Genomic DNA, 22,062 nt, shown 5'->3' with positions numbered 1-22,062 from the left:
GTGATGACCACCCCGAGGCGTAGAGGGTGGATAGACATTGCAGGAAGAGACTGAATGGCCACAGCCGTCCATCAGGTCACGCCCGAAGAGGCTTCCGCTAATCCGCCCCCCGAAGCGGTCGTCGTCCGCTTCGCCGGAGACTCGGGCGACGGCATGCAGCTTACCGGTGGCCAGTTCACGCTTTCGACCGCACTGGCGGGCAACGACCTCGCCACCTTCCCCGATTTCCCCGCAGAGATCCGCGCCCCGCAGGGCACGTTGTTCGGGGTCTCCGCCTTCCAGATCAATTTCGGCTCGGCCGCGATCGAGACCGCGGGCGACGCACCGGATGTGCTCGTGGCGATGAACCCCGCGGCGCTCAAGACCAATGTCGGCGATTTGAAGCCCGGCGGCCTGATCATCGCCGACGAAGGCGAGTTCAACAAACGCAACCTCGACAAGGCCAAATACGCCGAAAACCCGCTCGAGGATGGCAGCCTGGCCAAGTGGCAGCTGCTCAAGCTCAACATCTCGCAGCTCACCCTCGATGCCGTGAAGCCCTTCGGGCTCGGCAACAAGGAAGCGCTGCGCTGCAAGAACATGTGGACGCTGGGCCTTGCGCTGTGGATGTTCGACCGCGAGCGCGGGCCGCTGATCGACTGGCTCAAGACCAAGTTCGCCAAGGCGCCCGAGCTGGCCGAGGCCAACATCGCCGCGCTCAACGCCGGCCATGCCTATGGCGAGACCGCCGAGCTGGGCGCGCAAGGGGTGGGGCAGCTCCACGTCCCCGCCGCCCCGGTCGAGCCGGGCCTGTACCGGACCGTAACCGGCGCAGATTCGATCAGCCTCGGGCTGGTCGCGGGTGCGCAGCTTGCGGGCTTGAAGCTCTTCTATGGCGGCTATCCGATCACTCCCGCCTCGGCGATCCTTCACCATCTCGCACGCTTGAAGGAGTTTGGCGTCACCACCTTCCAGGCGGAGGATGAGATCGCCGCCGTCGCGTCGGCGCTGGGGGCGTCCTATGCGGGAAGTCTTGGCGTCACCTGCTCCTCCGGCCCCGGAATCGCGCTCAAGACCGAAGCGATCGGCCTTGCGATCATGACCGAGCTGCCGCTGGTGATCGTCAACGCCCAGCGCGGCGGGCCCTCCACGGGCCTTCCGACCAAGACCGAGCAGTCGGATCTCTACCAGGCGGTCTATGGTCGCAATGGCGACGCGCCGGTCCCGGTGATCGCGACCCGCTCCGCTGCCGACTGTTTCGACTGCGCGATCGAGGCGGTTCGCATCGCCACCCAATATATGACGCCCGTCATGCTGCTCACTGACGGCTACCTCCAGAATGCGGCCGAGCCGTGGAAGGTGCCGGACATGAGCGGTTACAAGCCGTTCCCGGTGGAATTCCACACCGAGCTTCCGGCGGACGGCGAGAAGTTCCTGCCCTATGCCCGCGACGAGAAGCTCAAGCGCCCCTGGGTCAAGCCGGGCACGCCGGGTCTGCTTCACCGCATCGGCGGGATCGAGAAGGCGCTGGGAACCGGCAATATCGACTATGCCCCCGACACCCATCAGGCGATGACCGACATCCGCAAGGCCAAGGTCGAGGGGATCGCGGTGCCCGATCAGGAGATCGAGCAGGGCGAGGCGGGCGGCAAGCTGGTCGTGGTCGGCTGGGGTTCGACCTATGGCCCGATCACGCAAGCCGTGCGCCGTGCCCGCCGCAAGGGTCTCGACGTCAGCCATATCCACATCCGCCACATCTGGCCGATGCCGAAGAATCTCGGCGCATTGCTAAAGGGTTACGAGCACATCCTTGTGCCCGAAATGAACACGGGCCAGCTCAAGACGGTGCTGCGCGACCAGTTTCTCGTCGATGCCAGGCCGCTCAACAAGGTCAGCGGCCAACCCTTCCGCATCCATGAGATCGAAGCCGCCATCGAGGAGGCGCTCGCGTGAACGAGATCACCACCATCAAGCCCTCGACCCCCAAGGACTGGGAGACCGATCAGGAGGTCCGCTGGTGCCCCGGCTGCGGCGACTATGCGATCCTCAAGGCGGTGCAGCGCACGATGCCGGAGATCGGCGCGACGCCGGAGAACACCGTGTTCATCAGCGGCATCGGCTGCTCGTCGCGCTTCCCCTATTATATGGAGACCTATGGCTTCCACACCATCCATGGCCGCGCGCCGGCGGTGGCGACAGGGGTCAAGCTCGCCAATCCCGATCTCGACGTGTGGATCATCACCGGCGACGGCGATGGCCTCTCCATCGGCGGCAACCACACGATGCACCTGCTGCGGCGGAACCTCAATTGCCAGGTGCTGCTGTTCAACAACGAGATCTACGGCCTGACCAAGGGGCAATATTCGCCGACGAGCCGGGAGGGGACGCGCTCGCCCTCGACCCCGTTCGGCTCGGTCGATCATCCGGCCAAGCCCTGTGCCTATGCGCTGGGCAGCGGCGCGCGCTTCATTGCCCGCGGGATCGACGTCCACAAGAATCTGCCGTCGGTGCTCAAGGCGGCGCACGCCCATCAGGGTGCGGCGTTCGTCGAGATCTTCCAGAACTGCATCGTCTATAATGACGACGTCTTCGCCCCCTTCACCGAAAAGGCCAATGCCGGGAACCAGCTCTGGCTGGAGCATGGCCAGCCGATGCTGTTCGCGGGCGGATCGAAGGGAATAGCGCTGGATACTGAACGGCTTACACTAAAAACCGTAGATGTAGTGGAAGGTAACTGGCAGGCGGCGGGGGTGATCGTCCACAATGTCAGCAACCGCGCCATCGCCCATATGCTGGTCGAGATGCCGTTCGGCCCGTTCCCGATGGCCCTGGGCGTGCTCTACGACGATCCCGCCCCGACCTTCGAGAGCGCGGTGGTGGCGCAGAACCTGGCGGCGAGCGAAGGGAAGGTGCCCGATCTCCAGAAGCTGGTGAGCAAGGGCCAGACCTGGATGGTTGATAAAGAGCCGCATCCGATGTGATCGTTACGCAGGCGGCTATTGCCACTTGCCCAACTCGATCCCGCGTGGTTTGTGCGCGACATGCAAGCACCGGCTAAAAATCGCGGCCGCCGGGATGGCTGGGATCATGGCTCGCAGCGGCGCGGCGTACTGGCCACGCTCGCATCGCCCTTGCTGCACAAGTTGCTGGACCGGATCGATGCGGGGCTTGCTTACGGCGTGATCGAACTGACCTTGCCGGGCGGCAAGGGACGACGGCTCGGCGGGCGCGCGCCGGGGCCGGAGGCATGGGTCGATATCCGCAACTGGCGAGCGCTGTGGCGGTTGGCCACCGGCGGATCGATCGGCTGGTATGAGGCATGGCAGGCGCGCGAATGGAGCAGCCCCGATCCGGTGCCGCTGTTCGACCTGTTCATGCGCAACCGCGCGACGTTGGGCGATGCCGGGCGGGCGCAGGGATTTTCGCGGCTGGCGAAGCGCATGTGGCACTGGATGCGCCGCAACGATCGCGACGGGGCGCGGCGCAACATCGCCTATCACTATGATCTGGGGAATGATTTCTACGCCCCGTGGCTCGACGCAAGCATGACCTATTCCAGCGCGCTGTTCGCAGGACTGGACGTGACGCTTGAGGCTGCGCAGGCGGCGAAGCTGGCAGCGATACTGGAACGGACGGGCACGCAGCCGGGCGATGAAATACTTGAAATCGGCTGCGGCTGGGGATCCTTCGCCGAGACTGCGGCGATGGCAGGGCGCAGGGTTCGCGGACTCACGCTTTCGACCGAGCAAAAAGCCTATGTCGATGCGCGGATGGCATCCGCGCGGCTGGATGGCGTCGAGGTCTCGCTGACCGACTATCGGGATGTGGCAGGCCAATATGATGCCATCGCGAGCATCGAGATGGTCGAGGCAGTCGGCGAGGCATATTGGCCCGCCTATCTCGGTGCGATCGCCCGAGCGCTGAAACCGGGCGGCCGTGCGGCGATCCAGTATATCGCGATCGATGACGCCATCTTCGACGCCTATGCCCGCAACGTCGATTTCATCCAGACCTATGTCTTTCCCGGCGGGCTGCTGCTGTCCGAGAGCAAGTTCCGCGCGATCGCTGAGGAGCAGGGGCTGAGCTGGCAGGATCGGCGCGAGTTCGGGCTGGACTATGCCGAGACGTTGAGGACCTGGCGCGAGCGGTTCGACGAAGCGGTAGCGTCGGGCCGGATCCCGGCTGAGTTCGACCGGCATTTCATCGACTTGTGGCGCTATTATCTCATGTATTGTGAAGGTGGGTTCCGCGGCGGCGGGATCTGGGTGGCGCAGGTGACACTCATCAAGGATTGAAGGGAGAGGGGTATGCGGACGGCCTGGATCGCGCTTTCGGCGGTGGCTTTGTGGGGCTGCGCGCCCAAGGCGGAGGTCGCCGCACCGGTCCCTGTCCCAGCCCCCAAGGACGAGGCGCGGCTGCGCCAGGTCGGCGCAGCGGTGCTGTTCTGGTCGGCCGAGGAGCGGCTCAAGAACTTCCCGGCGATGGAGAAGATCTTTCCCGGCCATATCGTGAAGGCGGGCGGGAAGGTGAGGCCGTTGCCGGAAGGTACGCCGCTGCCGATCGCTGCCGCGGACGTTGATGCCTTCATGGCGGCTCAGAACGTCGCCGGACTATTGGTGCTTCAGGATGGCAAGATCCGGCTTGAACGCTATGCGCTCGGCTATTCGCGTGAGGGGCGGTGGACGAGCTTCTCGGTTGCGAAATCGGTGACATCGACGCTGGTCGGGGCCGCGATCAAGGACGGCTATATCAAGTCGCTCGACGAGCCCGTGACCAGGTACATCCCCGACCTTGCCGGCGGCGGCTATGACGGAGTGACCATTCGCCAGATCCTGACCATGACATCGGGTGTGCGCTGGAACGAGGATTATACCGATCCCAACAGCGACGTGGCGCGGATGTTCGCCGAGGCGGTGCCGCCGGGACAGGACCCGACCGTCGCCTATATGCGCAAGCTCCCGCGCGCCGATCCGCCGGGAAGCAAGTTCGTCTACAAGACCGGCGAGACCAACCTGATCGGCGTGCTGGTGCGGCGCGCGACCAAGAAGAAGCTTTCCGACTATCTGAGCGAGAAGGTCTGGCGCCGCTACGGCATGGAGCGCGATGCCTTCTGGATGACCGACCAGAGTGGCGCCGAGGTCAGCGGTTGCTGCCTCTCGGTTTCGCTGCGCGACTATGCGCGGATCGGGCAGATGACGCTTGAGGGCGGGAAAGGGATCGTGCCCGCCGGCTGGTTCGCCGATGCGACCAAGGCGCATGCGACGCATCCGGGCGGCGGCTATGGCTATCAATGGTGGACGATCCCCGGCGGCTATTATGCGGCGCAGGGCATCTTCGGCCAGGTCATTCTGGTCGATCCCGCGACCAAGGTCGTCATGGTCACCAGCGCGGCCTGGCCGAAGGCAAGCGACCGGGCACTGTACATGCAGCGGCTGGCGTTCGGGATGAAGGTGCTGGAGGCCGCGAAGAAATAACGGTCAGGTGCGCAGGCGTTCGATCGCCTGCGCCAGCGCCACATAGAGCTTGCCCATGTCGGAGGAGAGGAGGGTGACGCCGAGCGGCGAGCCGTCGCGCAGCGCGAGCACCTGACGCAGCATCGCCTCGAAATCGTGGATGTAGCGGTTGACCTGCTCGCGGAAATGCGGGTCGCTGTCATAGAGGCCCGCAATCTCGCGCGCGTCGCCGCTGTCGAGCAGGCGGACGGCGCGACGGGTGAAGACGCCGCGGTCGCCCTTGAGATAGGCCGACCAGGCGCTGTCCGACACCTCGTGCGCGAACGCCTTGGTGATGTCGATCGCGGCGGAATTGAGCGCCTCGACCAGCAGCGAGACGCGGCGGGCGAAATTGTCGCGGTCGGCCTCTTCGCGCTCGGCACGGCCTTCCTCGATGCGGCGCTCGACCGCAGCGGCGGCTTCGCCGATATTCATCATCTGCTGGGTAAGATGCTCGGAGGCGCGCCCGGCAGTCGCAACCGCATTCTCGGACACAAGGCTGAGCTCGACCAGCTGCTGGCGGACGCCCGCATCGACAGCGCGGCGCATCGCGGCGCTGCCGGCTTCCTCCAGCCGCCGCTCGGCCTCGGGAACAAGGCCCGAGAGCGTTGCGCGCGCCTGTTCGGCGGCGGCGGCGGCGGTCTCCCGGATACGGAGCAGGGCGTCGACCAGTTGCGGCGCGGCATCGTCGGCGAAACGCCGCGCATTGGCGATGGCGCGATCGACGGTTTCTTCGAGCTGGTCGGTCTTCTCATGCCCCGAATCGAGCGTTTCGATGAGCGCGGCCTGGGTCTTGATGAGCGTCTCGCGCTGGCGCGAGACGACATCGGCGATCGCCTCGATCGCGTCGTGCGTGCTTTCGGCAGCGGTGACGAGCGCGAGCAGCTCGGGCTTGGCGCTGGCGATGACGGTGCGGGTGGAGCCGATCCGGTCCTCGAGCCGGTTGAGGGCCTCGGGCATCGTCTCGTCGATCTCGCGCGCCGAGGAGTCGAGCGCGGTGAGCAGATCCTCCGCGGTAGCGATGACGCGGCGCGCGGTCTCGTCGCCGATCTTGAGGGTTTCGGTCATCGCGGCGGTGGAACTGTCGAGCGCGCTAATTGAGGCGGCAAGCGCCTGGGTGCGATCCATGCCCGCCGAATGGAGCGCGGCCATCGCGCCGTCGGCCTGGGCGATTCCGCCGGTGACCGAGGCGAGGAGGATGTCGATCCGCGTCTGCTCCTCGCCCAGCTTTTCGGCGATGCGGCTGATCGTTTCCTCGATCTCACCGACGCGGGTGCCGACGGCCTCGATGCTCTCACGGCCGGCGGCGTCGAGCGAGGCCTGATTGGCGGCGAGCATCGCCAGCATGGCTTCGCCCTGCGCGGCGATGCCCTTGCGCGCCTCGTCCACCGCAGCGGCGGTTCGATCGAGCATCGCATCGACGGTGCCGGACATCTGGTCGGCAACTCCCTCCAGACGGGCGCCCGCGGTCTCGCTGGTCGCCTCCATCTTGGCGATGTGAGCGGCGAGCCGCTGGGCGGCTCCGCCCGCCACCGTATCGGCTTCACGGCCCCGCTCGGCGAGCGCGGAGAGCTGAGCGTCGAGCGCGGCGGCATGCTCGCCCGCCTTGAGGCCCGCGGCATCCAGGGTGGCGGCCATGCCGATCATCCCCTCATGCGCCTTGGGCAGCGAGGCGAGGACGATGGCGACGCTCTTCTCGGCGGTCGCGGCGCTTTCCATCAGGATCTTGGCGCTGGCGTCGACCGAGCGCGCCTCCGCGGCCATGCCGTTGGACACGGCCTGAAGCCGTTCGGCGGCGCCGTCGCCCATCGCCATCAGGGCGGTGGTCTGCGCGGCGAGCGCGGCACGGTTCGCCTCGATCTTGCGCGCGAGGGTCGCGATGACGCGCTCGAGGCTCGCGGCCTCTTCGCGCATCGCACGCGCGGTGTTGCCGAAGCGGCGTGCCTCGGCGCGGCTCGACCGGCGCGCGAGCAGCCACAGGATGCCGATCAGGATCGGCGGGACGCAGAGTGCGGCGATCAGCTGGACGAGCTGCACCGGTGGCATCGGCTGGGCGAAGGCGGGCTGGAGCAGCCAGCCCATCACCCCGAACCAGGCAAGGGTAAGGCCGGCGGCAATCAGCGGAACGAGCCATTCGCCGGGCGCGCGATAGACTTCTTCCAGCTCGAGATCTTCCGCCGGATCATAGGCCGGATGCGCGGCGCTGACCTGCGCAATGGGCTCCTCGACAAGCGTAAGCCCGTCTTCCTCGTTCGCGGCAAAGCCGGCTGCGTTGGTTCCCCCGTTCATCGTCCCAATCTAGCACGGTTGGGCAAGATCGGAATAGCGCTGAGAAACCAGTCGTTAAGCACAGCCCGATACACGCACGGCATGGCTTATGATCCCGGTGCAATCGATGCGACGCTGGCGGCGGCGGTGGGCGACGAGCCCGGCCTGATCGCCGAGCTGCGCGAAGCGTTCCTCGACAGCGCGAAGCGCGGGCTGAAAGCGCTCGCGACGGCGGACGATCCCGAGGCATGGCGCAGCGCCGCGCTGCGGCTCAAGGGCCTGTCGGCAAGCTTCGGCGCGGTGCGGCTGATGGCGCTGGCGCAAGAGGCAGCGGACTCGCAGGCGGGAGATTCGGGCGTGCTCCGGAAGCTGCAGCGTGCGGTGGAGCGCCTGTAGCAGCGGCGGAAAGTCCCAAAGGTCACGCTGTCGCGCGTAGGTGAGACGGTTGACGATGCTGACACGAGCGGCATGTCTTCACGCGCCGGTGTCAAACGGGGCTGGCTGACGATTTCGAACAGCGGTGTCGATCCAGGCGGTTGAGGCAGGCCGCGGTGGCGATGCGAACCAGCATGACGCTGTCCCCGGTCACGTCTTCCGGCTCAGCTCGCGCATGGCATCGTCGAGTCCCGCCAGGGTCAGCGGGTACATGCGGTCGTTCATCAGCTCGCGCAGGATGCGGACCGACTGGGAATAGCCCCATTGCTCCTCGGGAATGGGGTTGAGCCAGACCGAGGCGGGATAGGTGCTGGTGACGCGCTGCATCCAGGTTGCACCCGCTTCCTCGTTGAAATGCTCGACCGAGCCGCTGGGATGGCTGATCTCGTAGGGCGACATCGACGCGTCGCCGACGAAGATCACCTTATAGTCATGGCCATATTTGTGGAGCACGTCCCAGGTCGGGGTGCGTTCGGTGAAGCGGCGGCGATTGTCCTTCCACACGCCCTCGTACAGGCAGTTGTGGAAGTAGAAGAATTCGAGGTTCTTGAACTCCGACGTCGCGGCGCTGAACAACTCCTCGCAGAGCTTGACCCACGGGTCCATGGATCCGCCGACGTCGAGGAAGAGGAGGAGCTTGACGACATTGTGCCGCTCGGGCCGCATGTGGATGTCGAGCCAGCCCTGCCGCGCGGTGCCGTCGATTGTCGCGTCGATATCGAGTTCGTCCGCCGCGCCCTCGCGCGCGAAGCGGCGCAGGCGGCGCATGGCGACCTTGATGTTGCGGGTGCCAAGCTCGCGGGTGGAATCGAGGTTCTTGAACTCGCGCTGGTCCCACACCTTGAGCGCGCGCTTGTGCTTGCTCTCGCCGCCGATGCGGACGCCCTCCGGATTGTAGCCGGAATTGCCGTACGGGGAGGTGCCGCCGGTGCCGATCCATTTGTTGCCGCCCTGATGCCGGCCCTGCTGCTCCTCGAGCCGCTGTTTGAGCGTCTCCATGATCTCGTCCCACGAGCCGAGCGACTTGATCGCCTCCATCTCCTCGGGCGTCAGGTATTTCTCCGCGACGGCTTTGAGCCAGTCCTCGGGGAGGTCGGCGGTCTGGGCACCGAAGGTGGTGGAGATGCCGCGGAAGACCTTGGCGAAGACCTGATCAAAGCGGTCGAGCAGGCCCTCGTCCTTAACGAAGGTGGCGCGGGCAAGGTAGTAGAAGGCCTCGGGCGTGCGGTCGATCACGTCGCGGTCGAGCGCTTCGAGGAGCACGAGATGCTCCTTCATGCTGGCGGGAATGCCCGCGGCGCGGAGCTGGTCGACGAAGGAGAAGAACATCCGGGGAGTTTGGCGGGTACAGCGAGCTACGTCCAGCATCGCATCAACCGTCATTTCGGCCCTGTGCTTGGATCCACCGGGCGTCAGGCGGTGGCGCAAGAGGCTCCAGGGCATTGTTTGCGGCGCCGTGGACCCCGGCATTCGGCCGGAGTGACGATCCGGTTTGGAAAGGGCGGGGGCGTCTACCGCGCGTAGGCGTCGATCAGCGAGCCGACATAGTCGGGGCGGTCGCCGGTCAGTTCGGGAGCGGGACGCGCGCGGGCGACTTTCGCGCCGCTGGCCGGGCGACCGTAGATGAAGCCGTGGACCGGGTAAGTGGTCGAGCCGAGGCCCTTGGTGTCGCGGTACCAGACCTTGACCTGGCTCCAGTCGCCCGCAGGCGAGACGTCGAACAGCGTCACATCCTGCTCGACCTGCCCGCGCTTGCCATCGAAGCGTGACCAGTTGGCATGGGTGACCATGATCACGCGCGGTTCAATGATGCGGCTGACCACCGAGACATGGCCGAGACGCAGGGCGTTCGATTTGGCGAAGGCGACGACGGCGCCGACTTCGGGCACGTCGCCGCGCTGGTATTTGCCCTGCGCCTGACCCCACCAGGTCCAGGCATCGCCCCAGATCTGGATACCAGAGGCCTGGCGCGCGAAGGGCACGCATTCGCCGACATAATCGAGGATCGATGCCGACGCCGGCGCCGCGAGGAGGGAAGCGGCGCCGAGCATCGACAAGACGATCCGGCGGGGGGTCCGGTTCGACTTCATAGGTCCGGAGCTACGCCAATCCGCGCTTCGGAAGGGTTTGCGATTATGGTTAACGCGGCATCGGGCATAAGTGCGGCGCCGACGCCTTTACACTCTGCCCGCACCTGCCTATCGCCCCGCCATGACACAGCCGGGCGAATCCATCCTCATCGTCGATTTCGGCAGCCAGGTGACCCAGCTCATCGCGCGCCGCGTGCGCGAAGCGGGCGTCTACAGCGAAATCGCTCCTTTCAACGCCGCCGCCGAGGCCTTTGAGCGGATGAAGCCGGGCGGGGTGATCCTGTCGGGCTCGCCCGCATCGGTGCTCGAGGACGGGTCGCCGCGGGTTCCGCAAGCGATCTTCGAGAGCGGACTGCCGGTGCTGGGCATCTGCTACGGACAGCAGGTGATGATGCAGCAGCTGGGCGGCAACGTGCAGCTGGGCGACAGTGGCGAGTTCGGGCGCGCCTTCATCGAGATCGCCGACAGCTGCGTGCTGTTCGATGGCCTGTGGGCCGAGGGCGAGACGCATCAGGTGTGGATGAGCCATGGCGACAAGGTGACCAGCCTTGCCCCGGGTTTCCGTCCTGTCGCGGCGAGCGCCGGTGCGCCGTTTGCGGTGATCGCGGACGACACCCGCCGTTACTATGCGATGCAGTTCCACCCTGAGGTGGTGCACACGCCGGACGGCGCGAAGCTGCTGGCGAACTTCGTGCGGCATGTCTGCGGACTCAAGGGCGACTGGACGATGGCGGAGTTCCGCCAGACCAAGATCGAGGAGATCCGCAAGCAGGTCGGCACGGGCAAGGTGATCTGCGGGCTTTCGGGCGGGGTGGACTCGGCGGTCGCCGCGGTGCTGATCCATGAGGCGATCGGCGAGCAGCTGACCTGCGTGTTCGTCGATCACGGCCTGATGCGCAGCGGCGAGGCCGATCAGGTCGTGTCGCTGTTCCGCGGCCACTACAACATCCCGCTGGTGCATGTGAATGCGGAGACGCTGTTCCTGAACGGCCTCGCCGGGGTCACCGACCCCGAGGCGAAGCGCAAGTTCATCGGCAAGACCTTCATCGACGTGTTCGAGGAAGAGGCGAAGAAGATCGGCGGGGCGGAGTTCCTGGCGCAGGGTACGCTCTATCCCGACGTGATCGAGTCCGTGTCGTTCACCGGCGGGCCTTCGGTGACGATCAAGAGCCACCACAATGTCGGCGGCCTGCCCGAGCGCATGAACATGAAGCTGGTGGAGCCGCTGCGCGAGCTGTTCAAGGACGAGGTCCGCGCGCTGGGTCGCGAGCTAGGGCTACCCGACGTGTTCGTCGGGCGCCACCCGTTCCCTGGGCCGGGCCTTGCGATCCGCATTCCGGGCGAGGTGACCAAGGAACGCTGCGACATCCTGCGCAAGGCGGATGCGGTATATCTGGAGGAGATCCGCAACGCGGGCCTCTATGACGCGATCTGGCAGGCATTCGCGGTGCTGCTCCCGGTCAAGACCGTGGGCGTGATGGGCGACGGACGCACCTATGACAGCGTGTGCGGCCTGCGCGCGGTGACCTCGACCGACGGCATGACCGCGGACGTCTATCCGTTCGACGCGAGCTTCCTGACGCGGGTGGCGACACGGATCGTCAACGAGGTGAAGGGCGTCAACCGTGTGGTGTACGACTATACGTCGAAGCCGCCGGGCACGATCGAGTGGGAGTAAACGCGATCAAGCGGGCGTGCGGGGCACGTCCGCCGCGTTGACCCGGCGCCGCGAGGCGCCGCTGACATAGGAGAGGGTCGATGCGGAACACGTTTCTGATCTCGACATGCCTGTTGCTGGCCGCCTGTGGCGGCGAGCCCGCTAACGTCACGGTCGAGCCGTCGAACACCGTGGCGGAGCAGGTCGTGCCTCTGGCGAACAACGCAGCCGAAGTACTTCCAGCCGACGACAGGCCGCTCCTCAACCTCGCTCCCGGCGCGCTGAGCCTAGTCGATCCGAACAGCGGCCGCTCGCGCGAGCTGGCGTTCGGGCTTGATCGGGCAACGGTCGAGGATGCGCTGGCACTCGCGCTGGACAAGCCGTCCGAGCGCGGATCGAACCGCGAATGCGGGGAGGGCGCGATGGACTTTGCGCGGATGCCGGGCGGGCTGCGGGTCTGGTTTCAGGACGGCAAGTTCGCCGGCTGGTTCATCGAAGATGCCGGGGCGAAGCTGACCACGGCATCGGGGATCGGCATCGGATCGACGCGCAAGGAGCTGACCGGCGCCTATGACGCGGAGATCAGCGAAAGCTCGCTCGGCGAGGAATTCACCGCAGGGGAGCTTTCCGGGCTGTTGAGCGGCAAGGAGCCAACTGCCAAGGTGACGGCGATCTGGTCAGGACAGGTGTGCAACTTCCGATGACAATTTCCTTCTACGGTATCCCCAATTGCGACACGGTGAAGAAGGCGCGGGTCTGGCTCGACGCCAACGGGATCGCCTACGCGTTCCACGACTATAAGAAGGAAGGCGCCGATCCCGCGCGGCTGGCGAAATGGGCCGAGACGGCGGGCTGGGAGAAACTGCTCAACCGCGCCGGTACGACCTTTCGCAAGCTCGACGAGGCCGACAAGGCCGATATCGATCAGGCCAAGGCGCTGCGGTTGATGGCGGCGAACCCGTCGATCATCAAGCGGCCGGTGGTCGAGTATCGCGGCGGCGTGCTGGTTGGGTTCAAGCCCGAGGAATGGGCCGCCGCGCTGCTCTGACGAAATGATTGGAAAATTCGTCCTCTAGGGTAATCTGTTACCATCGAACGGCCCAAAGGGGAGAAGTTCCGATGGCAACGCAATTTGCTCAGAAGCCACCCGTCTGGTTTTACATCGTCGCCATTGTCCTGTTGCTGTGGGGACTGGCAGGCTGCGCCTCGCTCTACGCGCATTTCGCGATCGGGCCGGACATGGACCCGAATGCAACCGACTATGACCGTGCGCTCTACAAGGCGCTGCCGATGTGGCTGAACATCGCCTATGTCACCGCCGTGCTCGCCGGCTTGCTTGGCTCGGTCGGGCTGCTGATGCGCGCGAAATGGGCGGGGACGCTCTATCTGCTCTCGCTGATCGCAGTGATGGTGCAGTTCGGCTACATGTTCGCGGCCACCGACATCATCGAGGTGAAGGGGGTGTGGACCACCTATTTCCCCGCATTCATATTCGCGATGGCGCTGTTCCAGCTCTGGTTCGCAGGGTTCGCGAAGAAGCGCGGCTGGCTCCGCTGAGCCGTCTGGGAAGCCGAAGCCGCGCATAGGGGAACGCGGCTCCGGCCAGTCAGCTGACGCCGACGTTCACTTCCCCTGCCACTGGAACACTTCCTCCAGCGGCTTTTTGAAGATCTGGGCGATGCGGAACGCGGTCTCCAGCGTGGGTGAGTATTTACCCTGCTCGATCGCGGCGATCGTCTGGCGCGTGACGCCGACGCGCTCGCCGAGCTCGGCCTGCGTCATCTCGCCCGCAAGGAAGCGGAGCGTGCGGATCTGATTGGTGATGGGGGGAGTGGCCATGATCCGCTCACGCCTGACGACGATAGAGGACGAGCTGCCAGATCGAATGGACGATCGACGCGAACACCAGCGCAGCCAGCAGCGCATTGCCGACCAGCATCGCCGCTGTTGCGCCGCCCGGGTGGCCGAGCGCTGCGGGACCGGAAATGGTGAGCACCGGCGTGGCGATCATGACCGCGAACACGGCGAGGCACAGCACGATATAACCGGCGATCGCGGCGCGCCCCTCGATCTCGCGCTCGCGCGGGTCGGCGGGCAGCTCGGCCTCGGACGGGCGGTGGACCGCGATGGCGATGATGGCCGCGACCTGAAGGATCACGAGCACGATCACCGCGCCGATGAATCCGCCCAGCACATCGCCCGGCTTGGGCTGCCCGGCCGCAAGCGACATGGCGAAGCGGGCGAAATAAATGCCCCAGACGATCAGGCCCGTCACGAGCGAAGCCCATTGCACTTTTTCCCGGTACGACACATTGCCTCCTGAATGTTCGGTTGATGCGACTCGATGTAAAGAATATCGAACATAGAGTCAATTCAGATAAACATTCCTCGCGCCGTTTCGCTGGTACGGCCCGAAGCGATCGGCTATCGCCGCGCCATGTCCACGACCTTCACGCTCGACACCTCCACCAGCCGCGCGCACCCGACTCCGGCCCCGATGAAGCGGCTGACCGTGCCCGCGATCCAGGGGCGAAAGGGCAAGGAGCCGGTGGTGATGCTCACCGCCTACACCGCGCGGATGGCGCAGCTGCTCGACCCGCATTGCGACGTGCTGCTGGTCGGCGACAGCCTGGGGCAGGTGATCTACGGCCTGCCCTCAACGCTGGCGGTGACGCTGGAGATGATGTGCGCGCACGGCGCCGCGGTGGTGCGGGGCAGTTATCATGCGGTCGTCGTGATCGACATGCCCTTCGGGAGCTATGAGGCGAGCCCGGAGCAGGCGTTCGCATCGGCGTCCCGCATCCTGGCGGAGACCGGCGCGGCTGCGGTGAAGCTCGAAGGCGGGGAGGCGATGGCCGAGACGGTCGCGTTCCTCACCCGCCGCGGCATCCCGGTAATGGGGCATATCGGCCTGACCCCGCAGGCGGTTAATGCGCTGGGCGGCTATGGTGCACGCGGGCGCGGCAATGCCGAATATGCCAAGATCATCGGCGACGCGAAGGCGATCGTCGACGCCGGGGCCTTCTCGATCGTCGCCGAGGGGGTGGTCGAGACGCTGGCGAACGAGATCGTCGCGGCCGTGGGCTGCCCGATCATCGGCATCGGCGCATCGAACCAGTGCGACGGACAGGTGCTGGTGACCGAAGACATGCTGGGCATGTTCGAGCGCACCCCGCGCTTCGTGAAGAAGTTCGACGATCTGGCCGGCCGTATTTCCGCCGCGGTTGAAACCTATGCCGCTCAGGTACGCGACCGGAGCTTCCCGGGCGACGAACAAGTCTACAAGCCCAAGGATTGACCGGCTTTCGTTTCCCGGAGACCGCGGCTAAGGTCCGCGCCCGAAATCCCTTACCCCGATGGAGTGACCCTTGGCGCTGAGCCCGCAAAGCAACGAAGCCTTTATGCGCGAGGTCGATGAAGAGCTGCGCAAGGATCAGGCGTTGCACGTCTGGCAGAATTACGGCCGCTGGATCATCGTCGCGGTGGTGGCGGGGCTGATCGCGTTCGGCGGCTGGCTCTACTGGCAGAGCCATAGCGACGGGCGCCGCGGCGAGGAGGGCGAGAAGCTCAAGGCCGCGGTCAAGGCGCTGAGCGAGAATAAGGGCCAGGAAGCGGAGGCCCCGCTAAAGGAACTCGCCGGGTCGAGCTCGAGCGGGTTCAGCGCGGCCGCGCGCTTCGCGCAGGCGGATGCCTTGCTCGCCAAGAACGATCTGAAGGGTGGTGCGGCGATTTTGGCGGCGATTGCCGCGGACGGCGGCGTTCCGCAGGAGTTTCGCGACCTGGCGCTGATCCGCCAGACCGCTGCCGAATATGATTCGCTGAAGCCCGACCAGGTGGTGGCACGGCTCGGCAGCCTGGCGGTCAAGGACAGCCCCTGGTTCGGCAGCGCGGGCGAGATGGTCGCGATCGCGCAGCTTCGCCTGGGCAAGCGCGCCGAAGCGGGCAAGCTCTACGGCGAAATTTCGAAGACGGATGGCGTTCCGCGGGCGATCCGCACGCGTGCGCTCCAGATGGCGGGCGTTCTGGGCGTGGATGCCGTTGTGGACGCCGGAGAGGACAAGAAAGCGAAATGATGAAGTCGGTACGGGTTCCCGTCGCAATGGCGGCGCTGGTGGCGTTGAGCGCCTGCGGCATCTTCAAGGGTGGCGACAAGAAGACCCCGGTGCTGGGTCAGCGCGTGCCGATCCTGGCGTCGGAGACGAGCATCGTCGCCGATCCCACGATCGCCGAAGTGCAGGTCGTGGTGCCGGCGGCCGCGGCGAACGATGCATGGGGCCAGCCGGGCGGCAGCGCCGCCAAGGCACTGGGCCATCTGGCGCTGAGCGAGACGCCGGCCCGCATCTGGACCGCGCGGATCCCGGGCACCAGCGGCCGTACCCGGCTTGCGGCGGCACCGGTGGTCGCGAACGGCACGCTGTTCGTGATGGACACCGAGGGCGCGGTTCACGCGTTCGACGCGGCCACGGGCGCACGGCGCTGGCAGCTTTCCACCGTCAAGAGCGAAGAGAATCGCCGCGCGGCCTTTGGCGGCGGCGTGAGCGTAGACGGCGCGCGCGTCTATGCGACCAACGGCCTGGGCGACGTGGTGGCGATCGACGCCGCTGCGGGTAGCGAGGTTTGGCGCAAGAAGCCGGGCGGCCCCCTGCGCGGCGCGCCGAGCGTCTGGGAAGGCAATCTCTACGTCGTCTCGCAGGACAACCAGCTCTTTGCGCTCTCAGCGGCTGACGGCAGCACGATCTGGACACAGTCGGGCACGCTCGAATCGCAGGGCGTGTTCGGTGTCGCGGCGCCTGCCGTGGCGCAGGGTACGGTCGTGGCCGGCTTCTCGTCGGGCGAACTCAACGCCTATCGCTATGAGAACGGCCGCACGCTGTGGAGCGACACGCTGGCGCGATCGACCGCCTCGACTTCGGTGTCGAGCCTTGCCGATATCGACGCGGAACCGGTGATCGATCAGGGCCGCGTCTATGCGGTCGGGCAGGGCGGGCGCATGGCTGCGGTCGAACTGGCGACCGGACAGCGCCTGTGGGAACAGAATATCGCCGGCATCTCGACCCCCTGGATCGCGGGCGAGTGGCTGTTCGTCGTCACCGACGACGCGCGGCTCGTCGCCGTCGCGCGCGGCACCGGCAAGATCCGCTGGATCTCGCAGCTTCGCGGTTTCCGCAACGAGGAAAAGAAGAAGAACGCGATCACCTGGGTCGGTCCGGTTCTGGCGGGCAACAAGCTGTGGCTTGCCAATTCGCGTGGCGAGCTGGCGTCGGTCTCGCCGACCGACGGCACGGTCGGCACGACGATCGAGGGTAAGGACGCGGTGAGCCTGAGCCCCGTGGTCGCTGGGGGCGTACTCTACGTCCTGAGCGACAAGGGTGAGATCACCGCCTATCGCTGAGCGCCGCGTTGGGATAGGAGGCCAAGATGTCCCGTCCCACCGTAGCGATCATCGGCCGGCCCAATGTCGGCAAGTCCACCCTGTTCAACCGTCTTGTCGGGAAGCGTCTGGCGCTGGTCGATGACCAGCCGGGCGTGACCCGCGACCGGCGTGAGGGCGACGCCGAACTGCTCGGCATACCCTTCCGCATCATCGACACCGCCGGCTTCGAGGACGAGGATGCGGCGAGCCTTCCCGGCCGGATGCGCGCGCAGACCGAGGCAGCGGTGCGCGAGGCGGACGTCGCGTTGTTCATGGTGGATGCGCGCGCCGGCGTGACGCCGCTGGACGAAGAGGTCGCGCGCTGGCTGCGCAGCGCCGACGTGCCCGTGGTGCTGCTCGCCAACAAGGCCGAGGGGCGCGCGGCGGAGCCGGGAATCCTGGAGGCGATGGCACTCGGGCTGGGCGACCCGGTGCCCTTTTCGGCCGAACATGGCGAAGGGATCGCCGATCTGTTCGAGGCGCTGCTCCCGCATATCGACCGTGAAGAGGAGGAAGAGGCCGAGGACGATTCGCCCGACGCGCCGCTAAAGCTGGCGGTGGTGGGACGGCCCAATGCGGGCAAGTCCACGCTGATCAACCGGCTGATCGGACAGGATCGCCTCATTACCGGACCCGAAGCGGGAATTACCCGCGATTCGATCGCGATCGAATGGGAATGGGAAGATTTCGAGGGCAATATGCGTCCCGTCCGGCTGATCGATACCGCCGGCATGCGCAAGCGCGCAAAGGTCGAGGAGAAGCTGGAAAAGCTGTCGGTCGCCGATACCTTGCGTTCGATCGACTTTGCCGAGGTGGTGGTACTGCTGCTCGACGCGACGCGCGGGTTGGAGGTTCAGGACCTCAAGATCGCCGACAAGGTGCTGCAGGAAGGCCGCGCACTGGTGATCGCGCTCAACAAATGGGACGTGGCGGAGAATGCCTCGAGCCTGTTCAACGGCGTGAAGGGCGCGCTGGACGAAGGACTGGCGCAGGTGAAGGGCGTGCCGTTGCTCACCGTATCGGCTGCGACGGGGAAGGGGCTCGACACGCTGATCAAGGTCGCGTTCGAGACGCGCGAGGCATGGTCGCGGCGCATCACCACGGGCCAGCTCAACCGCTGGTTCGAGCGTGCGCTCGAGGCCAACCCGCCGCCCGCACCCGGCGGCAAGCGGATCAAGCCGCGCTACGTCACTCAAGCGAAGACGCGGCCGCCGAGCTTCATCCTGTTCGGGACGCGGGTGGATCTGTTGCCGCAGAGCTATGAGCGCTATCTGGTCAACAGCATGCGCAAGGAGTTCGGCTTCGGCGCGGTGCCCGTGCGGCTGACGATGCGGCCGTCGAAGAATCCGTACGATCGTGAGTGAGCCGGCGCGGATCGACGCGCGCGGGCTGCGCTGCCCCTGGCCTGCGTTGAGGCTGGCGCGGGCGCTGCGCAGCGGACTGTTTCCGATCGAGATTCTGGCTGACGATCCGGCGGCGGAGCGCGAGATCCGAGCGCTGGCGACGGCGCGCGGCGCCGGTATCGAAACCCTTGAAATCGAGGGCGGACTCGCGTTTCGCATCGGCTGAATCACGCTGCGTCAACCGGTCGTTTACCGATTTGCCGTTATTCATCATACAGATGGACCGCATATCGCGGGAGGGTGAATTGGCGGCGGACGATCCGAACAGACTTGTGGACTGGACTGCGTTCTCGCAGGCCCGCGCAGAGCTGGGCGCCAATTTCGTGCGGATCCTAGGCTATTTTCATGAAGATGGCGTCAAATCGGTCGCGCTGATCGAGGAGGCGATGCGTGCCAACAATGCCGCCGCGCTGGTGCTGCCCGCGCATACGCTGAAGGGCGAATCGCATCAGTTCGGGGCCGAGCCGCTCGCCGAATGCGCGGCCGCGATCGAGACCATCGCCCGGCACTGTATCGAGAACCGGTACGAGCCGAGCGAGGCGCTGCCGCATGTGGTTGAGTTGCGCCCGCTGTTCGAGGCGACGCTGGCGCTGCTGGAGCGCGAGGCGAATCCGCTGGTGGAACGGCGTCCGGTTGCGGCCTTTGGCCGCCGTCCGGGGTTGTAGCTTCCCCTGACTGACGGGACGGCACAGAAGCGCCGTCCCGCCTTTCTTTCCGGCGGTCTTACTCGGCCTCTTCGGGCTTCGAGTTCAGCTGGATGTAGTTCTGGATGCCCATGCGCTCGATCATCTCGAACTGGGTCTCCAGCGTATCGACATGCTCTTCCTCGCTGTCGAGGATCTGGCGGAACAGATCGCGGCTGACATAGTCGCGCACCTTCTCGCTGTGCTCGATCGCGTCCTTGAGCACCGCGACGGCCTCATATTCGAGGTCCAGGTCGGCCTTGAGCACTTCCTCCACCGTCTCACCGATGCGGAGGCGGCCGAGCAGCTGGAAGTTGGGGAGGCCGTCGAGGAACAGGATGCGCTCCGACACCATGTCGGCGTGCTTCATCTCGTCGATCGATTCATGCCGCTCGAACTCGGCGAGCTTCTTGACCCCCCAGTGATTGAGCATGCGGTAGTGCAGCCAATACTGGTTGATCGCGGTGAGCTCGTTCTTGAGCACCTCGTTGAGATAGTCGATGACCTTGGGGTCGCCCTTCATGGCTGTCGTGCCTTCCGTTCAGAATCCGGGCACCGTCATAGCGCCGAAACGGCGGTTCAGACAGCCAAAAAATGGCGGATTTCTGCGGTTTCTACGACTTGCGAACGCTACGCAGCTGCACGCTCTGCGTCGATAATGGCTCGCGCAAACGGGACGCACTGACCGCACTTTGCCTGCCGTCCGAGCGCGCGATAGGCCTGGCAAGCGCTCATCGCGCCGTCACGGGCCGCGGCGCGGACCTCTTTCTCGCGGATTGCATTGCAGACGCAGACGACCATCGAAACCCTCACGCTATTCGCAATAGTTAGAGAGACTGCGAGTGATTCGCAATGGTTATTGCGATGCGTTCGCGACTGGCAGCTAAAGCGCGCCACCGGCCATGGGCTGGACTCTCCCGCGGGCGAGGCTGCGCCACAGCCATTCGAGCGGGCCATAGGCAAATCGCTCGAGCCAGGGCTTCGACCAGAGCAGCATGCCCGCCCAGACGGCGAAGACGACGAGATAGACCTGAGCGCGGGAGAGCTCGCCATACAGGCCCAGCCCATAGCCGTAGAAGACGGTGGTGCAGATCAGGCTGGTGGCGAGATAGTTGGTGAAGGCCATCCGCCCCGCGGCCGCGATCCGCGTGGTGAGCGCGCCGCCGGAGCGCATGAGCAGGATGATCAGGCTGGCCCAGGCGAGGATCATGAAGGGCCGGACCGGAATGGTCAGAACGATGACGCCCAGCATGACGGCGCTCATCGAGAAGCCCTGGCTGATGATGAGCGCGGCGAGCGCGGCATAGGCGGGGATGCCGATGCCGAATCCGATCAGGACCCAGCGCAGATAGCGCCGCCGGTCCCACCCGCCGGTAAGCATGGCCGAGCGAAAGGCGGCCATGCCGAACAACATATAGGCCAGCGTCTCGAAGCCGAAGATGAACAGCGTGCCGAACGGTGCAAGGCCGGCGGTCTTGAATCGCTCGCGCGCGATGTCGAGCCAGCTTCCGCCATGCGCGGCGATATCCTTTGTCAGCGCGGCTTCGGGCGGCACGCCGAAGGTCTGCTCGAAGCCAGCGAGCATTTCCCGCGCGTCGCGCACGGTCTGCGGATCCGGGCTGGCAAGACCGGCCCTGCCGAATTCGAGGCCCATCAGCATCAGCAGTGCCACGAGCAGTTGCAGGACGAGAAACACGATGCCGAAGCCCATCAGGCGCTTCGCCGAACTGTTGCGGAAGAAATAGGCCAGCATGCCGATGATGGCATAGTGGTTGAGAATGTCTCCCCACCAGATCAGCCAGCAATGCAGCAGGCCGAAGACCAGCAGCCAGATCATCCGCGAATAATGGACACGCGCCGCACTCTCGCCCTTCGCGGTCGCGCCTTCGATCACCAGCAAGGTCGAAGCGCCGAACAGGAAGGAGAAGAGCCCGCGCATCTTGCCGTCGAACAGGATGAAGTTGCCGAGCCACACGGCAAGGTCGAGCCCCTCCGACCCGCCATAGGCACGCGGATTCATATAGGCGGCGGGGGGCATGGCGAAGGCGATGATGTTGAGGAGCAGGATGCCCATCACCGCGACGCCGCGCACGGTATCGAGCGTCAGAATACGGTCGCGTGTCGTGGTGGCCATCGGTTCCCCCCTGTATTAGGCGCTTGCTACACCGTGCCGGGGTGCGATGCTAGCGTCGGGCGATGAGCGCGATGGGGACGCCGACGAGCAGGATGTGGAACAGCAGCTGGCTGGCGATGCCGACAGCACCGGGAATGGTGCCGAACCGCAGCGGTACGACGATGAGGTTCATCGCGACATAGGTGACGAGGCCATAAGCAACGCCCCAGTAGACAGGCTGTGCCTTGAGCCGCGGATACCGGTTCGCCGCCAGGGTGAAGACCGTCGCCATGATCGCCATCAGCGCGAAATGCACCGCAAGGCCGAGCGCTGCGCCCGATCCGCCCCATTGCCTGGCATCGGGAAAGGGGCCGGACGCCACATAGCGCAGCATCGCATCGACCGGCCGCCCGAAGGCCAGCGTCATTCCGATCGCCGCGAGGATGTCGAGCGTGCCCGCGACCAGCGTGCCGGCTGCAATTCGCTTTGCGGTGCTCCAGTTCGACATCGTTCCCCCCATCGATTGCGC

The 22,062-nt window shown here is 65.9% G+C and carries 24 protein-coding genes; 15 read left to right on the top strand and 9 right to left on the bottom strand.

All coding sequences use genetic code 11. The annotated features are described in order from the left end of the window. The first annotated feature begins 54 nt into the window (after positions 1-54). Genes BDW16_RS01610 through BDW16_RS01595 form a run of 4 tightly spaced genes read left to right on the top strand, consistent with a single transcriptional unit; the run spans position 55 to position 5,453 of the window. The gene (locus tag BDW16_RS01610) at positions 55-1,932 is read left to right on the top strand and encodes a 2-oxoacid:acceptor oxidoreductase subunit alpha (RefSeq protein WP_066575544.1); all 1,878 of its coding nucleotides are present in this window, start codon (positions 55-57) and stop codon (positions 1,930-1,932) included. Then, the gene (locus tag BDW16_RS01605) at positions 1,929-2,960 is read left to right on the top strand and encodes a 2-oxoacid:ferredoxin oxidoreductase subunit beta (RefSeq protein WP_066575536.1); all 1,032 of its coding nucleotides are present in this window, start codon (positions 1,929-1,931) and stop codon (positions 2,958-2,960) included. The genes BDW16_RS01610 and BDW16_RS01605 overlap by 4 nt, the downstream gene beginning before the upstream one ends. A 60-nt stretch (positions 2,961-3,020) precedes the next feature. Further along, positions 3,021-4,274 (top strand): SAM-dependent methyltransferase, encoded by a 1,254-nt coding sequence (locus BDW16_RS01600; protein WP_066575752.1) that lies wholly within the window; start codon positions 3,021-3,023, stop codon positions 4,272-4,274. Positions 4,275-4,286: 12 nt separating this feature from the next. Next, positions 4,287-5,453 carry a serine hydrolase domain-containing protein gene (locus BDW16_RS01595; protein ID WP_066575534.1) on the top strand — a complete coding sequence of 389 codons (1,167 nt, stop codon included), beginning with the start codon at positions 4,287-4,289 and terminating at the stop codon, positions 5,451-5,453. 3 nt (positions 5,454-5,456) lie between these two features. Here the strand turns inward: BDW16_RS01595 and BDW16_RS01590 are convergent, their stop codons facing one another. Beyond that, complete coding sequence (locus tag BDW16_RS01590) at positions 5,457-7,760, bottom strand: coiled-coil domain-containing protein (protein ID WP_066575532.1); 2,304 nt, start codon at positions 7,758-7,760, stop codon at positions 5,457-5,459. Between the two features lie 81 nt (positions 7,761-7,841). Here BDW16_RS01590 and BDW16_RS01585 point away from each other — a divergent pair, with 81 nt between their 5' ends. Then, on the top strand, positions 7,842-8,135 hold the full coding sequence (locus BDW16_RS01585; RefSeq protein WP_066575529.1) for an Hpt domain-containing protein: 294 nt from the start codon (positions 7,842-7,844) through the stop codon (positions 8,133-8,135). A 189-nt stretch (positions 8,136-8,324) separates the two neighbouring features. On the opposite strand, the gene BDW16_RS01580 is transcribed toward BDW16_RS01585, so the two are convergent. Together BDW16_RS01580 and BDW16_RS01575 are read right to left on the bottom strand one after the other, a co-directional pair. Then, positions 8,325-9,503 carry a vWA domain-containing protein gene (locus BDW16_RS01580; RefSeq protein ID WP_066575526.1) on the bottom strand — a complete coding sequence of 393 codons (1,179 nt, stop codon included), beginning with the start codon at positions 9,501-9,503 and terminating at the stop codon, positions 8,325-8,327. Between the two features lie 182 nt (positions 9,504-9,685). After that, positions 9,686-10,264: a CHAP domain-containing protein gene (locus BDW16_RS01575; RefSeq protein ID WP_066575523.1), complete on the bottom strand. Its 579-nt coding sequence runs from the start codon at positions 10,262-10,264 to the stop codon at positions 9,686-9,688. Positions 10,265-10,385: 121 nt separating this feature from the next. On the opposite strand from BDW16_RS01575, the gene guaA reads away from it, so the two are divergent. The 4 genes from guaA to BDW16_RS01555 all read left to right on the top strand — a co-directional run bounded on the left by guaA (position 10,386) and on the right by BDW16_RS01555 (position 13,478). After that, on the top strand, positions 10,386-11,942 hold the full coding sequence (guaA, locus tag BDW16_RS01570; protein ID WP_066575520.1) for a glutamine-hydrolyzing GMP synthase: 1,557 nt from the start codon (positions 10,386-10,388) through the stop codon (positions 11,940-11,942). Positions 11,943-12,022: 80 nt separating this feature from the next. Then, on the top strand, positions 12,023-12,625 hold the full coding sequence (locus BDW16_RS01565; protein WP_066575517.1) for a hypothetical protein: 603 nt from the start codon (positions 12,023-12,025) through the stop codon (positions 12,623-12,625). Next, positions 12,622-12,969 (top strand): ArsC family reductase, encoded by a 348-nt coding sequence (locus BDW16_RS01560; protein WP_066575515.1) that lies wholly within the window; start codon positions 12,622-12,624, stop codon positions 12,967-12,969. The genes BDW16_RS01565 and BDW16_RS01560 overlap by 4 nt, the downstream gene beginning before the upstream one ends. Before the next feature lie 71 nt (positions 12,970-13,040). Beyond that, positions 13,041-13,478 (top strand): hypothetical protein, encoded by a 438-nt coding sequence (locus tag BDW16_RS01555; protein WP_066575512.1) that lies wholly within the window; start codon positions 13,041-13,043, stop codon positions 13,476-13,478. Between the two features lie 66 nt (positions 13,479-13,544). Here the strand turns inward: BDW16_RS01555 and BDW16_RS01550 are convergent, their stop codons facing one another. Then, on the bottom strand, positions 13,545-13,760 hold the full coding sequence (locus tag BDW16_RS01550; RefSeq protein WP_066575509.1) for a helix-turn-helix transcriptional regulator: 216 nt from the start codon (positions 13,758-13,760) through the stop codon (positions 13,545-13,547). A gap of 7 nt (positions 13,761-13,767) precedes the next feature. After that, on the bottom strand, positions 13,768-14,232 hold the full coding sequence (locus BDW16_RS01545; RefSeq protein ID WP_125958817.1) for a hypothetical protein: 465 nt from the start codon (positions 14,230-14,232) through the stop codon (positions 13,768-13,770). A gap of 126 nt (positions 14,233-14,358) precedes the next feature. On the opposite strand from BDW16_RS01545, the gene panB reads away from it, so the two are divergent. The 6 genes from panB (at position 14,359) to BDW16_RS01515 (ending at position 19,402) form a co-directional block, all read left to right on the top strand. Further along, positions 14,359-15,219, top strand: coding sequence for a 3-methyl-2-oxobutanoate hydroxymethyltransferase (gene panB / locus BDW16_RS01540; RefSeq protein WP_066575503.1), 861 nt, complete (start codon positions 14,359-14,361; stop codon positions 15,217-15,219). Positions 15,220-15,322: 103 nt separating this feature from the next. Then, a complete protein-coding gene (locus BDW16_RS01535) occupies positions 15,323-15,994 on the top strand; it encodes a tetratricopeptide repeat protein (protein WP_237241110.1) in 672 nt (223 codons plus the stop codon). Further along, positions 15,991-17,313 (top strand): outer membrane protein assembly factor BamB family protein, encoded by a 1,323-nt coding sequence (locus tag BDW16_RS01530; protein ID WP_066575498.1) that lies wholly within the window; start codon positions 15,991-15,993, stop codon positions 17,311-17,313. The genes BDW16_RS01535 and BDW16_RS01530 overlap by 4 nt, the downstream gene beginning before the upstream one ends. 26 nt (positions 17,314-17,339) lie before the next feature. Then, a complete protein-coding gene (der, locus tag BDW16_RS01525) occupies positions 17,340-18,698 on the top strand; it encodes a ribosome biogenesis GTPase Der (protein ID WP_066575496.1) in 1,359 nt (452 codons plus the stop codon). Then, the gene (locus BDW16_RS01520) at positions 18,691-18,903 is read left to right on the top strand and encodes a sulfurtransferase TusA family protein (RefSeq protein WP_083954219.1); all 213 of its coding nucleotides are present in this window, start codon (positions 18,691-18,693) and stop codon (positions 18,901-18,903) included. The genes der and BDW16_RS01520 overlap by 8 nt, the downstream gene beginning before the upstream one ends. 52 nt (positions 18,904-18,955) lie before the next feature. Further along, positions 18,956-19,402, top strand: coding sequence for an Hpt domain-containing protein (locus BDW16_RS01515; protein ID WP_066575493.1), 447 nt, complete (start codon positions 18,956-18,958; stop codon positions 19,400-19,402). A 58-nt stretch (positions 19,403-19,460) separates the two neighbouring features. Here BDW16_RS01515 and bfr read toward each other — a convergent pair whose 3' ends face one another. The 4 genes from bfr to BDW16_RS01495 form a co-directional block, all read right to left on the bottom strand. Next, positions 19,461-19,943 carry a bacterioferritin gene (gene bfr, locus BDW16_RS01510; protein WP_066575491.1) on the bottom strand — a complete coding sequence of 161 codons (483 nt, stop codon included), beginning with the start codon at positions 19,941-19,943 and terminating at the stop codon, positions 19,461-19,463. A gap of 107 nt (positions 19,944-20,050) precedes the next feature. After that, positions 20,051-20,221: a (2Fe-2S)-binding protein gene (locus BDW16_RS01505; RefSeq protein ID WP_083954218.1), complete on the bottom strand. Its 171-nt coding sequence runs from the start codon at positions 20,219-20,221 to the stop codon at positions 20,051-20,053. Positions 20,222-20,303: 82 nt separating this feature from the next. Further along, positions 20,304-21,554 carry a DUF418 domain-containing protein gene (locus tag BDW16_RS01500; RefSeq protein ID WP_066575486.1) on the bottom strand — a complete coding sequence of 417 codons (1,251 nt, stop codon included), beginning with the start codon at positions 21,552-21,554 and terminating at the stop codon, positions 20,304-20,306. A gap of 49 nt (positions 21,555-21,603) precedes the next feature. Further along, positions 21,604-22,041, bottom strand: coding sequence for a hypothetical protein (locus BDW16_RS01495; protein ID WP_066575480.1), 438 nt, complete (start codon positions 22,039-22,041; stop codon positions 21,604-21,606). Positions 22,042-22,062: the final 21 nt, after the last annotated feature.

The sequence above is a fragment of the Sphingomonas koreensis genome (assembly GCF_002797435.1).
Taxonomy (GTDB): domain Bacteria; phylum Pseudomonadota; class Alphaproteobacteria; order Sphingomonadales; family Sphingomonadaceae; genus Sphingomonas; species Sphingomonas koreensis.
This window is presented reverse-complemented; position numbering and strand designations above follow the sequence as displayed.

Excerpts from the sequence above, each read along its gene's own strand:
- BDW16_RS01610 (WP_066575544.1), top strand. The coding sequence starts at position 55 with ATGGCCACAGCCGTCCATCAGGTCACGCCCGAAGAGGCTTCCGCTAAT.
- BDW16_RS01600 (WP_066575752.1), top strand. The coding sequence starts at position 3,021 with ATGCAAGCACCGGCTAAAAATCGCGGCCGCCGGGATGGCTGGGATCAT.
- BDW16_RS01595 (WP_066575534.1), top strand. The coding sequence starts at position 4,287 with ATGCGGACGGCCTGGATCGCGCTTTCGGCGGTGGCTTTGTGGGGCTGC.
- BDW16_RS01590 (WP_066575532.1), bottom strand. The coding sequence starts at position 7,760 with ATGAACGGGGGAACCAACGCAGCCGGCTTTGCCGCGAACGAGGAAGAC.
- BDW16_RS01585 (WP_066575529.1), top strand. The coding sequence starts at position 7,842 with ATGGCTTATGATCCCGGTGCAATCGATGCGACGCTGGCGGCGGCGGTG.
- BDW16_RS01580 (WP_066575526.1), bottom strand. The coding sequence starts at position 9,503 with ATGTTCTTCTCCTTCGTCGACCAGCTCCGCGCCGCGGGCATTCCCGCC.
- BDW16_RS01575 (WP_066575523.1), bottom strand. The coding sequence starts at position 10,264 with ATGAAGTCGAACCGGACCCCCCGCCGGATCGTCTTGTCGATGCTCGGC.
- guaA (WP_066575520.1), top strand. The coding sequence starts at position 10,386 with ATGACACAGCCGGGCGAATCCATCCTCATCGTCGATTTCGGCAGCCAG.
- BDW16_RS01565 (WP_066575517.1), top strand. The coding sequence starts at position 12,023 with ATGCGGAACACGTTTCTGATCTCGACATGCCTGTTGCTGGCCGCCTGT.
- BDW16_RS01560 (WP_066575515.1), top strand. The coding sequence starts at position 12,622 with ATGACAATTTCCTTCTACGGTATCCCCAATTGCGACACGGTGAAGAAG.
- BDW16_RS01555 (WP_066575512.1), top strand. The coding sequence starts at position 13,041 with ATGGCAACGCAATTTGCTCAGAAGCCACCCGTCTGGTTTTACATCGTC.
- BDW16_RS01550 (WP_066575509.1), bottom strand. The coding sequence starts at position 13,760 with ATGGCCACTCCCCCCATCACCAATCAGATCCGCACGCTCCGCTTCCTT.
- panB (WP_066575503.1), top strand. The coding sequence starts at position 14,359 with ATGTCCACGACCTTCACGCTCGACACCTCCACCAGCCGCGCGCACCCG.
- BDW16_RS01535 (WP_237241110.1), top strand. The coding sequence starts at position 15,323 with ATGCGCGAGGTCGATGAAGAGCTGCGCAAGGATCAGGCGTTGCACGTC.
- BDW16_RS01530 (WP_066575498.1), top strand. The coding sequence starts at position 15,991 with ATGATGAAGTCGGTACGGGTTCCCGTCGCAATGGCGGCGCTGGTGGCG.
- der (WP_066575496.1), top strand. The coding sequence starts at position 17,340 with ATGTCCCGTCCCACCGTAGCGATCATCGGCCGGCCCAATGTCGGCAAG.
- BDW16_RS01515 (WP_066575493.1), top strand. The coding sequence starts at position 18,956 with ATGGACCGCATATCGCGGGAGGGTGAATTGGCGGCGGACGATCCGAAC.
- bfr (WP_066575491.1), bottom strand. The coding sequence starts at position 19,943 with ATGAAGGGCGACCCCAAGGTCATCGACTATCTCAACGAGGTGCTCAAG.
- BDW16_RS01505 (WP_083954218.1), bottom strand. The coding sequence starts at position 20,221 with ATGGTCGTCTGCGTCTGCAATGCAATCCGCGAGAAAGAGGTCCGCGCC.
- BDW16_RS01500 (WP_066575486.1), bottom strand. The coding sequence starts at position 21,554 with ATGGCCACCACGACACGCGACCGTATTCTGACGCTCGATACCGTGCGC.
- BDW16_RS01495 (WP_066575480.1), bottom strand. The coding sequence starts at position 22,041 with ATGTCGAACTGGAGCACCGCAAAGCGAATTGCAGCCGGCACGCTGGTC.